The following is a 15,120-nucleotide window of genomic DNA, read 5'->3' as shown; positions in this document are numbered from 1 at the left end:
TGCGATTATTATTGTTTCGGTTGCTGTGATGACTGAAGGAACGACTGGAAGAACCCTTGTTTGATTTACCGGAAAAACGATTGTTACCAGCTGATGCATTTCCTGAAACTAAAATCAGGGATACTGTAAAGCATGTGAACAAAGTGGCGGTGTTTTTCATCGTTTCGTTCCTTAGTGTTTTGATTAAGTGTTGTGTTGTGTGTCTCACACTTAACCAAGCGGGAACGGATATAATCTGTTACAGCAATTTTCAATAAAAGTTGAGATACGAAATGTACACTTGGGTCGGGGGTGAGTTCTAGATCGCAGCCCACTTAACCATTGCGTCTCTCAATCTATGATACTCGTTCCAAATGGCTCTGGAGACGCTACAGTAAAATGGGACACAGTCTAGCTGAAGCCAAAGAATTTCCGGAGATGGCATGTTGCAGGAAAATTATTTCCGTGAGGAGTGGACACGCCTGGAGAGCTCTTCGAGTGCATCCAGATCTGCCTGGAGGGTCTGGAAAATCCGAAAGATGCTGACCGCTCCCAGGGTACCGGCGACGGTGAGAATGCCGATCGCAATTTTGTCATCCAGGTTAATCATCGCCAGTGAAGCGATACTGAGAGTTGGTACCAGGAATGCCATGATCAGATACACCCAGCTCCGGCGTTTGAGTTGTTGATAGGAATCAGGTGCCAGCTGAGTGAAATCAGAATTCTGGATCAAACGAGGGTAGATCATATGCAGGCTGAAATAGGTGACGCCAAAGAAAGGATAGCTGGCGGCGATCAAACCACACAGGAGCAGGGAGCCTAAAAAATGAAAATAGGCGGTCGCTGGTAATGAACCAATTGCGTAATGCATACTGACCGGATATGCGATTCCGGCGATGATCCACTCCGCCGTACAGATCAACGCCGCATAATGTCCCAGGCTGAGGCAGCGTTTCTGCATGATGACATTTCTTTGCAGATCCGATTTTGAACTCGTTTCATGATCAGCTGCAAATCTCAGCAGCAGCCAGGTTAACCAGCCAATCAAACCGAGTCCTGTCGGATAAGCGATCAGGTTGATGGCCGATTGAATCTTCCAGAAGGCATCCTGTGAATTTTTTAAGTGCTCAATAATATGTTTCTGGTTGTGAAAGAAATTGAACAGTCCTGCCAGAATATTAGGGATGGCCACAATCAGGATGACGAGCGGTACTTCCCAGCCTTTGAGTTTTGTAAACCAGCTTTTCGATGTGGGAAACAGAATCTGCTGCGCCCGGGGATTCAGACAGAGTTCCAGTTGACTGGCGAGTTCAGCACCTGAACGCCAGCGGTCGGCAGGATCGGGACTCAGGCATTTTTGCAGGACTGAAACAAGATGCTCCGGGCAGTTGGTAGGCAGATGTTGGGGGCTGGCAGATAATGAGATACCCGTTTTACGCTGGTGGATCATCTGTTTCAGCAGGTCGGACCAGTTGGATTGGATTGAAGGGGCCTGAAAAGGGCGGATTCCCGTTAATAGCTCAGCCAACATGAGCCCCAGTGAATATAAATCACTGCGTTCATCCAGACTTTCAGGTCGTCTTGTATCCGTGGGATCGTAAGCTTCGAGTTGCTCAGGCGACATGTACGCCAGACTGCCTCCAAAATAGGCGGCCGGCGTGGTACCACTGACATGGGAACTGAAGCTGATATTGAAATCAGCCAGTTTTGGGATGCCTTCTGCTGTCAGAAGAACATTAGCGGGTTTAATATCCCGGTGCAAAACTCCCTTGTGATGGGCATAGTCCAACGCCTGAGCCAGTCGGATTCCCAGCCAGCAGATCGTTTCGGACCAGGATAATGATTTAAACTTCTGATAAGTTACTGATTCAGCAGGTCTTGATTCGCCTCTAAGATCCAGAGCCTGATCGAGAGCATTTACCAGCATATTTCCAGAGCGTTCATCAGGAGCCGTTTTGCGAACAATTTCGACGACTGAATGTAGTGTGCCTCCTGGCAGATACTGCATATACAGCAATCTGATTTTCTGATTTGTCAGCAATCGCTGGTCGAACACGCGTACGATATTGTCATGATCCAGTTGGGCAAGAGTTTGTGGTTCATTACTGGAATCTTCGGAAATTTTCAACGCCACGATTCGCTGCATGGAATTTTGCCGCGCCTGAAAAACGTTGGCAAAAGCACCTTTGCCCAGGAGTGTTAACAATTCGAAGTCATCAACCGTATCACCCGGCTTGAACTGTGAGCCTGCCTGCTGCGGGGATTGATTGAGCATTTTGGTTGTACAGTATGCATGGTCGAGGTCAAACAGCTGCCTGACCTGAGGGTTGGCGGTGGGGATAAAACCAATGTACTCTTCCGGGTCGACCTCGAAACCATTTTGACGACGCAGGTGAAATTCTTCATACAGTAAATCGACGGGAAACTCTGGCTTTTCCAGAATGGGGAAGTCGTCGAGATATTCAAGAATTCGTCTGGGGAAATTAAACTGTTGCCAGCGATATTCCAGATCAATTTTAATCAACTCAATTAATAGAAATCGGTTTTGAGGATCAGCAACTGATACATAGTCTTTTAAGTCAGGCGGAGACTGACGGGATTCCCACTCACTGACAAACTGCTCCATGACTTCGGTAAGTGCATCAATTGCAATTTGACTTTCTGAAACTTTCTGGTTTGGCTCTGAAGTAGACAACATGGAGCTCCCGAAATTCTGGATAAAGATCCGACTTAGATTATCCTGAAAGTTTCAGTGGATGATTGATTGTATTGATGGTATAACGAGGTCAGGTATACATCTCGAACAGGCATAATAACCGATTACGAACGGGTAGGAAAGCAGAATGCGTCACAGAATCGATGGACTTGACTTAGCAGGGATAATGGAGTTTTATGACGACTGATATCGAGATTCTGATTGAGGAGATCAAGCAGGGGAGTGAGTCGGCTTTGTTGACATTTCTGGAACTGCATCGTGCTCCTCTGCTGGCATTCATTAATAAAAATATGAGTGACTCTCTCAAATCCAAGGTGGAAGCTGCTGATATCCTGCAGGAAGTCTCATTGAATGCCGTCGATTCGTTTCAGAGTATGGATTTCGAACAGAAAGCACCGTTCAACTGGTTATGCCACCTTGCAGAGCGCCGGATTATTGACAGTCATCGGAAGTATTTTCAGGTTCAGAAACGGGCTGCCGGCCGCGAAGCCGGACAACCGGTCTCCGCCGCAGGGACAGGACAGGGATTTATGGATCTGTTGGTTGCCAGTATCACCAGTCCCAGTCAGGCATTTTCCCGTGGGGCTAAGGAAATGAAACTGCTGATGGCATTGGAGAGCCTGCCTGAAGAGAGTCGGGATGCCATTCGTCTGAAATATGTGGAAGGTCTGCCGACAAAACAGATCGCAGAACAACTGGATAAATCTGATGTTGCCGTCCGTGTGATGATCAGCCGCTCGATGGTCAAGTTACAGGAACTGCTCAAGCATGAAGATGAATTCAAAAGTCTGCTGGGATAAATTGATATCAAGCGATATCGATGGAAACTGATTCGTTATTCTTCTTCTGCCTCATCAGCACTCTGAGGCGCCAGTTCAGAGTTAATGCGATCAATCATCTGTCGCAGTCGGCCGAGGTTTTTACGATTGAACATGAGTGAAATGCGTGGCAGGTCGACCAGATGGTCATCGTCTTTTTCCAGCTCGTGTGCGTTGACTTTTGTGATAATCCCTGAATCGAGGATATCTTTGAATTCATTGTTCAGTTTTTCAATGAACTCATTGCTGGGTTCGACATGCAGACGGAGCACGAGCCGCCCTTTGACATATCGCATACTGTTATAGACGCTGTAAAAACCGATTACTTCATCGACGGCATCTTCAATATCATCTGTGACATGAAACAGTGACAAGTCTTCTTTGGAGATCAATTCCTGTTTCAAGAGGTTGTTTTTAAGAAATTCTTCCCAGTCTTTCCAGTAAGATCCTCCGGGAGCATCCAGCAGCACGATCGGCATGGGATCTCGTTTTCCGGTCTGTACGAGGGTCAGAGTCTCAAATGCTTCATCCAGAGTACCAAATCCGCCGGCACAGCAGACAATGGCGTGGACTTCTTTGACGAACAGAAGTTTGCGAGTGAAGAAGTAATTCAGGTTAACCAGTTTTTCGTCTTTATGGATGACGTAGTTGGGCTCCTGCTCGAATGGCAGCATGATATTGACACCCATCGACATGTCAGTTCCCGCACCGACATGGGCGGCTTCCATGATTCCGGGACCAGCACCTGTGACAATCATCCATTTTTCTTCCGCCATTCTCCGTCCGAACTGCAACGCCTGCTGATAGGAAGGATCATCGGGGTTTGTGCGGGCGGAACCGAAGACGGTGACCTTGCGTTGCTTTCGATAAGGTGTGAAAACCTTGAAAGCATACCGTAATTCTTTCAGAGCACGATCCAGGATTTTGAGGTCGCCGCGGGTCGCCTGATCCTGCTTGAGTTTATCGGCCGTTTCTTTGATGCTGGCAACGATAGACTGATGTGGATAAAGTTCCGAACTATGTTCTGTTGGTAATACGTCAGACTCTGAAACGCCGGGACGTGTTTTTCGATATTTCCTCGACATGATCTATTAATCCTTTAACATAGCGGGTCGAGACGAATGTGAGAACCAGACTACGACTATACGTCAGCCCATCAGGGCATCCAGCGCTTCATCTCTGGTCTCGTAGATAGCCCAGAGAGTGTCCAGAGCAGTGATACGCAAGAGCTCGTTGGCCATCTTACTGGCACCGCACAAAACTAACTCTCCTCCTCGGCTGCGAACATGTTTGTGGCAGCGCAACAGCAGCGCCAGAAACACGGAGCCAAAATAACTGACATCACTCAGGTCGAAGACGACCATCGGGATTTCGACTTCCTGTAACGGTGCCATGACGATATCAGCGGCCTGTTCAATCAGATCCCAGCTCATTGACTCGACATTGCTCGCAGGAATGATTACGACTGTATTTCCATGCCATTCCAGTTGAAAGTCGTCGTGGTAGTTAGCCATGTAGTAGTTCCGCAGTGATGAAAACATTCTTCGGAGAGTAATTTAAATATTTAGGTTCCATGATACTGATATCCTGGAGAGGAGAACAACCATCAAGTACATCAAAAACAAGAATTCATACTTAACGCCCGGTAAACAGTCGGGAACCTTGTCCAGAGTGTTGTGTTTGCCACCAGTTCATCCAGCTTTTAGCCTGATCTGACTGGTCCTGTTGCGGTGTCAGATTGGCAGGTTGCTCCGAATCTGGCACCAGTTGGTCCAGGCTGTTCAGGATTTCTTTAAGCGTGGAGTTGTTTCGCTCGGTCCAGGCCATCTGGATCAGAGGTTCTACAAAACGGGTCTGTCCGGAGTGCCCCATTTCCCGTACGGCCTCTTTCCGCATCGCAATCTGAGTATCATTCGAAAGTCGCAGCAGTTCCTGCATGCCGGCAGAATCACCCAGCCGACTGAGAGCCACAACTGTTTCGAAGCGTACCCGACGATTTGAGTGAGTTAGTAGAGAACGGAGTGAAGGCGCTGAATTCTGGCTTTGACCTGGTTTCTGTGTGCCTGAGATTGCGATGGGGTTATGGCATTGACCGATCGCCCGGATCGCAGCTAACTGAACTGTGTGGTTCTTGTCATCCAGCAAGGGGAGCAGCCAGTTTGCATACTGGGGCAATCCATGTGAACCAAAATATTCGCAACCCAGAATTCTAATGTCAGGCCAGTTATGATTGATTGCCAGCAATGCCAGTTGGGCAGCTTCATCGTAGTTGTCTTTTTCAACAGATGACATCACAATTCGCCAGACCAGTCGATCCTGTTCGTGTGTCATCAGCTTTCGCAGTCGGCTTACGACCACAGGATTTAATGATATGTTCTGTGAACTGACAAACAACTGTTGTGCGGCTTCACGTCGATCTGTGATGTGGGGACTGGTCAGTTGATTCAATGCAGCATATTCGGGAGTCAGGCCTGCCAGTAAATCGATATAGATTTCACTCGGGATTTCGATAGAAGTTTCTCTGATCAGTTTCTCCAGCACTTTGACTTCGGCAGGACTGATGTTGGCAAGTTCCTGATATGCCTGCTGATATTCAGATGACTCCCGAGGTTGATTTATCAGGTTTTGAAAGTAGGACTGGAGTTCGGCCGCGCGTCCCTGATTGACTTCCTGGCCCGTTTTAAGTCCCACTTGCATGAGCTGTCCCCAGAAACTCCCCGGGAGTTGGCCACTCTGGACCAGTTCATTAACAGCAACGACTCGTTCTGTTTGCGGTGCTTCGATGGAAATGGATCCTCCCAGTCCGGTACGGTCAACCAGTTGCAGGATGCTTTGACGGCGCGTTTTATATACTCCTTCCTGAATCCCATCCAGCAGTAAAGGTATGGCAAGCTCATCTGGCCAGTCAGAAATGGCATGAATGACTGTGTGTTGTACTTGGGAACTGCGATCATTGATCAATGTGCGAAGATGCAGAGCAGATTCGGCAGAAGGAGTTTTTCCCATGCCTGAGGCGACCTCCAGTCTGACGGCGGAGGATGTGTCGTTTTTCAAGGGAATGAGATGCATCGGGCCCCACGAACTGAGACCTTTCACGGCAGCAACGCGGATACTTTCCTCCGGACGTTGCGCATACTCTTTCAGGATCTGAAGTGCTGTGTCTGTCTTCAGCATTCCCAGGTGTTCGATGGCTTTGGTCTGAACTACCAGATCTGCATCTCTCAGTTGGGAGGTGAGAATTGTTTCGGCATCCGGATGGCGAATTAACGCAGCCCAGTAACCAAAGTTCCAACGCATATTTGCATCGGAGTCCCAGCGAACCTGCATGATATTGGCTGGCCACTCCTTGGGATTGAAAGTATGAATCAGATCAGGATCGTCAAGATGTTTTCGATCCGAATGAGACCAGAGTCCATGTAAAATACAGGCTTGCATCGCTGCTCGTCTCAGTGGCTTTGGGGGGGATGGGCTATTCTCAGTGTTTTCCAGAGACTGTTCCAGCGAGGGAATACTGGCAGGGGACATGAAGCGAGCCAGTGAGAGATAAAGTTCGCTTCTCAGTGAAAGCGAAAGATCGGGACGCTGTAATCGCTGTGTCAGTCGATTGCGGGTTTTGAGTGGAATGGCATCGGCTTGAGCCAGAACCAGTGAGATCGCATTCAAGGCGGCATGCTGCATCGCCTCTGAGATAGAATTCTGATCTGACGTCCCCGGATCATTTTCTGCATTAGACTGAGAATATTGCAGGGGATCCAGAGCTACTTTCTCGAGAACAGGTAGTGTCTCAGTGGCCGTTGCAGGCGATAATGTGGCCCAGAGGAGCGCCGCATTCCAGCCAGCCAGATTATCCCATGTGGACAATTCCTGCAATGCTGCAAGTTGATCTGATCGCTGCTTCTTTGCTTGTTGTGAGCTTTGATTTTTCTGATCGAAGAAAAAATCCTGCAACGCGTTAAATGACCAGCTTTCTGATTTCTGCAGTTCTGTCGGATCTGTTGAATTTGAAATTGCTGTCTGATCGGAAGCTGACTGTTCTGTATTAGACTCAGGTTCTGAAGTTGTCCGTTGGATGGCGCCCAATGGTTTCCGCGTGCTGACTTCGCTCAAAAGAGTTTTCTGGTCAACAGATCCAAATCCCCAGCGTTGCATCTCAATTGGCGCGAGGTGATACGCTGCCTTGTCCTCCTGAAATGTTTTCCGTTCCAGTTCCGGAGACCAGTGATGATTTCTGACCCACAAATCACGTGAAAGATAAACCTGTAATCCTGCCAGTTCTTCCGGTACTTTTCTTGTCACTTTCTCTTTTAAGGATACGGCTATCGGAGTCTCGCGCACGTTTTGCAGCATGCTTTTCTGACATCCACAAAGTGATGCGCAGCATAACAAAGTTCCAACCCAGAACGGTTTCCAGGAAACTCGTTTGAAATCAGAATTTGATTGTGAAATAAGATTTCCGCAAGGAGTCGCAGAATTCATGTGGGAGAGGGGTATTGAGTTAAAATGACAGGGTGGGAGAGAAGCAGAGAGTTGAGGCCGAATTTTATCAAAAAATCGATTATGGTAGAAGAGCATTCTGGACTTATAAACTGTGTCCAGTTTTACAGTAGCGTCTCCAGAGCCATTTGGACCGAGTATAATAGATTGAGAGACGCTAGGGTTAAATGTGATGCGCTCCAGCATGCGATCAGAGTGAAACGGAGTCGCGAAATCAGAGTTCCTCATGTTGCTTATATTTCCTGGTTTTTCAGTTTCGACACGAGAGGACCAATTCCCGACTGAATTAGAGAACCCTTTGTGCTTGAAGTCTTTAGGACTCTCTGTCATGCTCGTTTCCTGGGTTGCTTAATTTATCAGAGGTGACATATTGAGTTGGGAGAGAAAACCAGATGTTTAAAAAAATAATAACGGTCTGTTTCATATTTGCTGCGTATACGATGTCTGTTTCTGGTGAAGCGGCAGAGAAACCGGAAACCGGAAATCAGTCTGCAGCCGAGCTAAATACCACAATTCCCGTAAAGATGAAGTATCTGCTTTATCTACCCGAGAACTATGATGAACAAGAAAAATGGCCTCTAATATTATTTCTCCATGGAGCAGGAGAACGGGGGGACGATCTGGATCTGGTGACGGTTCATGGTCCACCAAAGCTGGTCAAAAACGGCAAACAGTTTCCGTTTATCGTTGTTTCTCCTCAGTGCCCCAAAGACCAGCTCTGGCAGCCTGTGGAGCTGACCGCTCTGCTGAATGACATCGAGAAGAAATACAAGGTTGATAAAGACCGCATTTATGTGACTGGTTTAAGCATGGGAGGCTTTGGTACCTGGTCACTGGCGGCTTACACTCCCTATCGTTTTGCCGCGCTGGTGCCCATTTGTGGGGGCGGCGAGAAGTTCTGGGTCAAGAAAATCAAGCATGTTCCGATCTGGGTGTTTCATGGAGGCAAAGACACGGCAGTGCCTCTCGAGCGATCACAGACTCTGGTGGATGTCCTGAAGAAAGAAAAGTCCGACGTAAGATTCACTATTTATCCGGAAGCGGGACACGATTCCTGGACAGAGACTTATGATAATCCGAAAGTCTATGACTGGTTGTTGCAGCAGGTCCGCAAGCCCGAAGCGGAAGTGAAAGCGGGTGAAGAAAAAGAGGCAGAAGCTCGCAAAGCAAAACGAGCTGCTGCCGGAAAGAAGAAGTAATCTGCCGGTCAGGATTACTGGACGAGCCCTTTTGTCAATTCCATGAATGCCGTCTCCAGGTTAATTTCCTCTTCGCGGAACAGGCAGAGTTTAAATCCCTCGCTGATCAGCAGCGAGGGGAGGAAGGTGTAGTCTTTCACATCACTCTTTAGTGTCACAAGCATGACGTTTTTATCAATTTCGAGGTTGGAAACCAGTTCGTGAGCATTCAGCAGTGTTGCTGCCTGCTCTGTATTCTCACTCACACCGACATACAACAGGATACGCTGTCTGGCTTTTTTCATGACTGCATCGACGTTATCGTCGACGATCAGATTCCCTTTTTCAATCATTCCGACGCGCGTACAGACGTCAGCAAGTTCGGGCAGAATATGACTGGAGACGATCACCGTTTTTTTCAGTTCTCCCAGTCGTTTCAGCAGATTTCGAATTTCAATTCTCGCACGGGGGTCAAGTCCACTGGCCGGTTCATCGAGCAGAAGTACCTGGGGCTCATGTAACAGCACGCGTGCCAGGCCAATGCGCTGTGTCTGGCCTCTCGAGAGCTGGTTGACCATCGCATCCCGCTTGAAGGTCATGTCGACCAGTTCCAGTTTTTCCTCACAAATTTTTCGACGCTGTGGACCTTTAATCCGGTAAGCAGACGCAAAGAATTCGAGATATTCAATCACCGTCATGTCATCATAGACACCAAAAAAGTCAGGCATAAACCCGACCAGGCGTCTGATTTCTTCCGGATGTGTGTAGATAGACTTTCCACACACATATGCTTCACCATAATCAGGGCTGAGTAATGTGGCGATCATTCGCATGGTTGTGGTTTTGCCTGAGCCGTTAGGGCCAATAAAACCAAAGACATCGCCTTCGCCGAGGCTCAGGTTAATATTGTTGACGGCGATCAGATCGCCGTAGCGTTTCGTTAAATTCCGTGTTTCAATCACTCGTTATCACTCCTGGAAGGTGTATCCTGCTGATCTTTGGTCTCTTTGTCTTTTTTATCTAATGACGGTAATTCATATTGAATATCAGTTGAAATACTTACTGGTATCACAACTCGCATGTAGGTGTTCTGATGTTTTTGATCGAGCTGGTTTTGATCCAGTTCTGCAACGCTGAGAGGTGTATCCAGACGTGCGAACAGGATCGCTCTGCCCAGGCGAAGTTGTTCTGTCAGATCCAACTCCTCGCCTGAGAAATTAGAAAGTCCGGTATAGCCATATCCCCCTGACATCTCATGAAACGTCAGGATTTTGAGGATTTCATAAGGATCTTTTGCAAACGGATTATAGTCTGTCTGTACCGTTACAATTGTGGCATTATTCTGCCCTTTTTGTTCAATCCGACGCGAAACAGATCGCGTCAGGTACCCTTTGATATTCCTTGATTCGATACGGGATCCATTGATCGACCAGGCCTGACTGGCGGGGATGTACGACTCGTCGAGCTGTTCTGGATTGGTGATCGGCAGATATACTCGATTTCCATATGCCAGGACCCAGTCTTTCAGGGGGCTGGAAAAATGATGAGTAAGAGTTCCCGAAAGTTGCCCCAGATTGTTTCCTGTCAGTTTGGATGTCACCAGATCTGATTGTTCTTGTGTCCACTCCGCCAGCAGGCTTTTGGTTCCCCACTTCAATACCGGCAGATTCTCAACGCCCCTCGATTGTTCAGAGAACCGGTATGCAGGACCAGTAATGGTGCCTTCCGCTGAACGATACATTCCTGCAAATGTAGTTTCCGGTAGCCCGTTCCAGCTGAGATGCGTGGAAAAGTAAGGTTGATCCTTTGATTGAGAAGGAACGGATGATTTGACACTGACCTGATAACGCCGGGTTTCCGGACTGTATAAATTCAGATAAAATCGTCCGCGCATCTGTCCCGCTGATGCATCGTAGTCAACAACGTTTAACTGAGTCGAATGTAATGCGCTGCCGTTATCATTCAGAGCTGTGAAGCCACCCCACGCGATGGCAATTAAAACCATCGCTGGGAATGTAAACCAGGTGAAATGAGGTTTTTTCAAAATCCGGTGCACCAGAAAATAATCGAGCGGCCCAATCACCAGCAGGTAACCCAGAATCAATGCCATGACCCACCAGTGGGAAGGTCGTTCGATGCCTGGAAAATTCTGTTGTGAATGAAAGAGTTGTGTTTCCAGTTCCGATATACCCGTTTGAGAAATCCTCTTTCCCAGAACCGCATTCTGTTGACTGGAAGCGATCGATTGTTTGGCTCGGGTTGCCAGTTTGGGACTCAGATTTTTTAAACCGTCCCAGTTGAGGAGCGGACTGGTGTTCAAGTCGAGCGCCAGGAATGTTACGATTCCCAATCCATACGGAACCCGAACTAATACCGGTCCATTAAGTCCAGTGGCCAGGATTTCACCGGTTGAGATTTCAATCTGGCTGGCAGTGGCGACCCCACGAATACGAGAGCGAACAGCAGCGTATAATTCCAGGCTGCTCAGATCACGGACTGTTGTAGTGCCGAGAGTTTTTACGGGGACCCAACTGGCATATTCGCTCTGCTGATAATCTTCAACATCTGCTCCGACGCATAAAACCAGATGACCGCCATTGGCAACCCATTTTCGAATGGCCTCATTTTTTTGAGTTCCGGATGAGAAATCTGCATCCACAATCAGCGTGTCGAGAGTATCATAACCGTAAGGAGATTCGGGAAGGGATGCCTGGTCTTCAATCAAAGCAGTATACTGATCAAGATTCTGATCATGGTCCGCCAGTGATTCGGACGAGACCGGCTCCAGTCCAGCGACAGCGCCAACCATGGCCCAGAGTTCGACTGATTGTTTCAAACCAATTCCGGTGAATTGATTTTGCTTCGACTGGGGGGCGTAAGAAAACTCTTTCAGGATTGTTTGTGTCTGAGCGTCTCGCAGGCGAACTTTAAGCGGACTATCCAGTAATCCAGTTTGAAACTCGGAATACAGGCGATGCGTTCCTGGTGTCTTGAGTGAAAATACCTGGGAGGGAACTTCAGTGGGATTTCCGTCAGGCGAGCGTGCGATCACAGTTAATTGCACGGCAACAGGACTGTCTGTTGTTAATTCCAGGTAGACTGGAACCCACCGTCCTACCTTGTAAAGACCGTCAAACCCGACTTGAATATTTGTGATTTCCAGGCTGTCTGTTTTCTGATCTGCTGCAAAAGACAGCGAATCATTTAGCAGGGCACTCACCAGCAGGACCAGCAGAGTCGAGAATCGAAAAAACAGAGATGATTTCATGAGTTTATATTCTGGTTGAGACAAGGCGATGCTTCGCCTGAAGACCAGTTTCGGTAATGATGGTGTACGAAAATGTCTGTAGACGCTCAAGTTGCGAAGTGGAAAGTATACAGGAATCAAATCCTATTATGGCTTGGGTTTGTATCAGTCTCAATGCTTTGCCTTTACAAATAAAGGGTTTCCGCAGATTAACCTGTTCTTTATTCAAAGACTGCCCGTCAGATCACTAAGGAGGTTGCGGAATTTTTCGATTGCCACATCAGGAATTGTGTGTGGGCCGACAAACTCAGAAAAGTCGACGGTAAAATCATGTTGCTCCAGCATCTCTTTTAACCAGATTGCACCTGTGTAGGGGAGAATGGGATCCTGTGTTCCGTGGCTCTGCTGAACAGGAAATCGGGGTGACTGATCAGCCAGGCTTCCCCAGCGTTGTTCACAAAGTAATGTACCAGACCAGATTACCAGCGCTGCCGGAGGTTGTGGCAACTGAAAGGCGACTTCTGTTGAGACCATCGATCCTTGTGAAAAACCAGACAGCACGATTTGGGAAAATGGCAAGCCCGACTCCTGTTGAACAGCGATGACGAATTCCTGCAGTTGTTGACCTGCTTCAACTAAACCTTCTGGAGTTTTATCTCGCTGGTCTCGGATTGTTCCGGAAGCAATCGCGGCATTGAGTTCTGCGACATCCAGCATCCACCACGCACGACCGCCGGGCATTCCCATCTCCAGTAACGAAAGGGGAGCAGCAGGAAAGATAAACTGCACGCGCTCAGAAAGCTGCGGTTGATTTCTGAGGATCTCGGGCCCCAGGGGAACGAGATCATCTCCCGGCGCACCAAATCCATGACTGACAATGGCGATGACGTCAGGGGACTGATCGGCGGGTAAATTATCATAGATCTGACAATTGAGCGGACCAAACTTATGAGTTGTGAAGGGCATGGTAAATGAATCTTCCGAAGTATTTGAACAGACGAAGTTTAAGCTGAATTTATGATTATATGCTGAATACAACAGGGGAGGAAAGGGCAGGCAATCTGGTTTCAGCTGCTTTGAGATCAAATTGAATCAGCTGTCATCGAAACTACACCAGAACGTGAGTCGCCCTGCAGGCGAATGGATAGTAAGAGTAAATCAGTCAGGCGTTAAGTGATTGGATTCAAATAGTTTACCGGCGGTGAGAGATTTACGTGGATTTAAGGGAACAAGTTTTGCCTCATTACACACCTGATGCAGAAATACACTGGCGGTCAAAAGAATTTACTGACATCTATGGCTGGGTAGCCAAGGACCAGGAGGATAGCAAGATGTTTTATAAAAGCCTGATTTCATTCAAACTCGCAATCGTTTTACTTTGTACGATATCTACGAATGTCGCGCGGGCTCAACAGTCGGAAGTTGCGAATCTGGGGGGGAAACTCAATCGTGACTCATTTACAGTGTGCAGAAAGATTCGTTCACAGTTTCACGGGATCAGGGGACAACGTCTGTTGTTTGATAAGGCGTATGAAATCCATGAACTGGCAGATAATATCCATCGGATGATGATCCTGCAGGTGCCAGTGCAGGGCATGCAGCAGGCATTATCAGATCTGGAACGACTGGTTGATGATCTGGACCATTCTCTGGCCGTCATGCAGTTGCCTGTGCTCAGGGAACCAGTCATCCGACCAACGGGACCAAACGGATATGTTTTCCACGGGGGAAATGGCTACCCCCAGCCACGATTTGAATACCGTGGCTATCCGTATCGGATGATTCCAGAGTATAAAATGAACAGTTTAAATCAGACTCTGGAGGGGATGCAGATTACGATCAGTCAGTTGCAGGCTCATTTCTCCCCTCAGCCTGTCCAGCTCCCTGTTAAAGAAACCTTCCCGGCCCCCGTTCCTGATCAGGAATTTGAGCACAACAGGACTCAGCCACAAACGGGACCAGTCGGACCGCCATTGCCAGATCGGGATATTGGGTGGCAACCTTCTCGAAATATGGGGCCGCGCTTTCCTTCGGCACAGCCACCTGGACTAAAGGCTCCTGCCAGTGGAGGCCCTGAATTCTTACCGCCACTTCCTTCTACAGACTGACATAAGCGCCAGTGATTCGAGCGATCCGGCAACGCTTGCGTTTTCTTCGATGATAGACCACTATTGGTTCCGAGGCGATTACTGAATGTAGTGCGTATCTGTCTGGAAGGAACAATGATGGAATTCGATGTTGAGGAAGTGACTGCTTACTTACATCAGCATATTCCGGTAACACGTGCCATGCAGTTCAGCGTATTGCCTGTAACAGATGGTTCACTGAAACTGAGTGCGAAACTGGTTCCCAATCTGAACCACCAGGAAACCGCCTTTGGGGGCAGCATTGCGAGCCTGGGAATTCTGGCAGGCTGGACTTTGATTCATCTAAAACTCAGAGTTGATCAACCGAATTACAAAATCGTTATCCAGAAAAGTGAAATCGAGTTTTTAAAGCCGATTGAAGCCGATTTCATTGCAGAGTGTCCGCTACCTGGCGAAGGTGTATGGACGCCATTTCATGCAAGTCTTCAGCGAAAACGTCGCGGACGAATTACGTTGGAATCAACCGTCAAAGTGAACGGTCAGATCGCGGCAGTCATTAAGGGAATCTTTGTTGCAAAACTGTTGTGAAGAATGGCTGAGT

Annotated in this window: 11 protein-coding genes; 4 read left to right on the top strand and 7 right to left on the bottom strand. The window is 48.0% G+C overall.

Translation table 11 applies throughout. The features are described 5' to 3' along the window. Positions 1-436 precede the first annotated feature (436 nt). Positions 437-2,677, bottom strand: a complete 2,241-nt coding sequence (locus Pan161_RS17170) for a serine/threonine-protein kinase (protein ID WP_145229113.1) — start codon at positions 2,675-2,677, stop codon at positions 437-439. A 194-nt stretch (positions 2,678-2,871) separates the two neighbouring features. Between Pan161_RS17170 and Pan161_RS17165 the strand changes: the two genes are divergently transcribed. After that, the gene (locus Pan161_RS17165) at positions 2,872-3,495 is read left to right on the top strand and encodes an RNA polymerase sigma factor (RefSeq protein ID WP_145229111.1); all 624 of its coding nucleotides are present in this window, start codon (positions 2,872-2,874) and stop codon (positions 3,493-3,495) included. Positions 3,496-3,530: 35 nt separating this feature from the next. On the opposite strand, the gene Pan161_RS17160 is transcribed toward Pan161_RS17165, so the two are convergent. From Pan161_RS17160 to Pan161_RS17150, 3 genes are all read right to left on the bottom strand, one after another. After that, positions 3,531-4,598: an LOG family protein gene (locus Pan161_RS17160; protein WP_145229109.1), complete on the bottom strand. Its 1,068-nt coding sequence runs from the start codon at positions 4,596-4,598 to the stop codon at positions 3,531-3,533. Between the two features lie 63 nt (positions 4,599-4,661). Then, positions 4,662-5,027, bottom strand: a complete 366-nt coding sequence (locus Pan161_RS17155; RefSeq protein ID WP_002645248.1) for an STAS domain-containing protein — start codon at positions 5,025-5,027, stop codon at positions 4,662-4,664. Positions 5,028-5,148: 121 nt separating this feature from the next. Then, entirely contained in the window at positions 5,149-7,860 is a 2,712-nt protein-coding gene (locus Pan161_RS17150) for a HEAT repeat domain-containing protein (RefSeq protein WP_197995371.1), read from the bottom strand. Between the two features lie 539 nt (positions 7,861-8,399). Between Pan161_RS17150 and Pan161_RS17145 the strand changes: the two genes are divergently transcribed. Further along, positions 8,400-9,206 carry a carboxylesterase family protein gene (locus Pan161_RS17145; protein ID WP_145229105.1) on the top strand — a complete coding sequence of 269 codons (807 nt, stop codon included), beginning with the start codon at positions 8,400-8,402 and terminating at the stop codon, positions 9,204-9,206. A 14-nt stretch (positions 9,207-9,220) separates the two neighbouring features. Here Pan161_RS17145 and Pan161_RS17140 read toward each other — a convergent pair whose 3' ends face one another. From Pan161_RS17140 to Pan161_RS17130, 3 genes are all read right to left on the bottom strand, one after another. Further along, positions 9,221-10,147 carry an ABC transporter ATP-binding protein gene (locus Pan161_RS17140; RefSeq protein ID WP_145229104.1) on the bottom strand — a complete coding sequence of 309 codons (927 nt, stop codon included), beginning with the start codon at positions 10,145-10,147 and terminating at the stop codon, positions 9,221-9,223. After that, positions 10,144-12,453 carry a hypothetical protein gene (locus Pan161_RS17135; protein ID WP_145229102.1) on the bottom strand — a complete coding sequence of 770 codons (2,310 nt, stop codon included), beginning with the start codon at positions 12,451-12,453 and terminating at the stop codon, positions 10,144-10,146. Before Pan161_RS17135 ends, Pan161_RS17140 begins: the two co-directional genes overlap by 4 nt. Before the next feature lie 204 nt (positions 12,454-12,657). Continuing rightward, positions 12,658-13,398, bottom strand: coding sequence for an alpha/beta hydrolase (locus Pan161_RS17130; protein ID WP_145229100.1), 741 nt, complete (start codon positions 13,396-13,398; stop codon positions 12,658-12,660). Positions 13,399-13,667: 269 nt separating this feature from the next. Between Pan161_RS17130 and Pan161_RS17125 the strand changes: the two genes are divergently transcribed. Together Pan161_RS17125 and Pan161_RS17120 are read left to right on the top strand one after the other, a co-directional pair. After that, the gene (locus tag Pan161_RS17125) at positions 13,668-14,540 is read left to right on the top strand and encodes a hypothetical protein (protein ID WP_145229099.1); all 873 of its coding nucleotides are present in this window, start codon (positions 13,668-13,670) and stop codon (positions 14,538-14,540) included. 114 nt (positions 14,541-14,654) lie between these two features. Next, on the top strand, positions 14,655-15,107 hold the full coding sequence (locus Pan161_RS17120; RefSeq protein WP_145229097.1) for a YiiD C-terminal domain-containing protein: 453 nt from the start codon (positions 14,655-14,657) through the stop codon (positions 15,105-15,107). The last annotated feature ends 13 nt before the right edge of the window (positions 15,108-15,120 follow it).

The organism is Gimesia algae (assembly GCF_007746795.1).
Classification (GTDB): domain Bacteria; phylum Planctomycetota; class Planctomycetia; order Planctomycetales; family Planctomycetaceae; genus Gimesia; species Gimesia algae.
This window is presented reverse-complemented; position numbering and strand designations above follow the sequence as displayed.

What these genes read in the sequence shown, in the direction of transcription:
- Pan161_RS17155 (WP_002645248.1), bottom strand. Translation starts at nt 5,027, where the DNA reads ATGGCTAACTACCACGACGACTTTCAACTGGAATGGCATGGAAATACA.
- Pan161_RS17135 (WP_145229102.1), bottom strand. Translation starts at nt 12,453, where the DNA reads ATGAAATCATCTCTGTTTTTTCGATTCTCGACTCTGCTGGTCCTGCTG.
- Pan161_RS17170 (WP_145229113.1), bottom strand. Translation starts at nt 2,677, where the DNA reads ATGTTGTCTACTTCAGAGCCAAACCAGAAAGTTTCAGAAAGTCAAATT.
- Pan161_RS17165 (WP_145229111.1), top strand. Translation starts at nt 2,872, where the DNA reads ATGACGACTGATATCGAGATTCTGATTGAGGAGATCAAGCAGGGGAGT.
- Pan161_RS17160 (WP_145229109.1), bottom strand. Translation starts at nt 4,598, where the DNA reads ATGTCGAGGAAATATCGAAAAACACGTCCCGGCGTTTCAGAGTCTGAC.
- Pan161_RS17145 (WP_145229105.1), top strand. Translation starts at nt 8,400, where the DNA reads ATGTTTAAAAAAATAATAACGGTCTGTTTCATATTTGCTGCGTATACG.
- Pan161_RS17120 (WP_145229097.1), top strand. Translation starts at nt 14,655, where the DNA reads ATGATGGAATTCGATGTTGAGGAAGTGACTGCTTACTTACATCAGCAT.
- Pan161_RS17150 (WP_197995371.1), bottom strand. Translation starts at nt 7,860, where the DNA reads ATGCTGCAAAACGTGCGCGAGACTCCGATAGCCGTATCCTTAAAAGAG.
- Pan161_RS17130 (WP_145229100.1), bottom strand. Translation starts at nt 13,398, where the DNA reads ATGCCCTTCACAACTCATAAGTTTGGTCCGCTCAATTGTCAGATCTAT.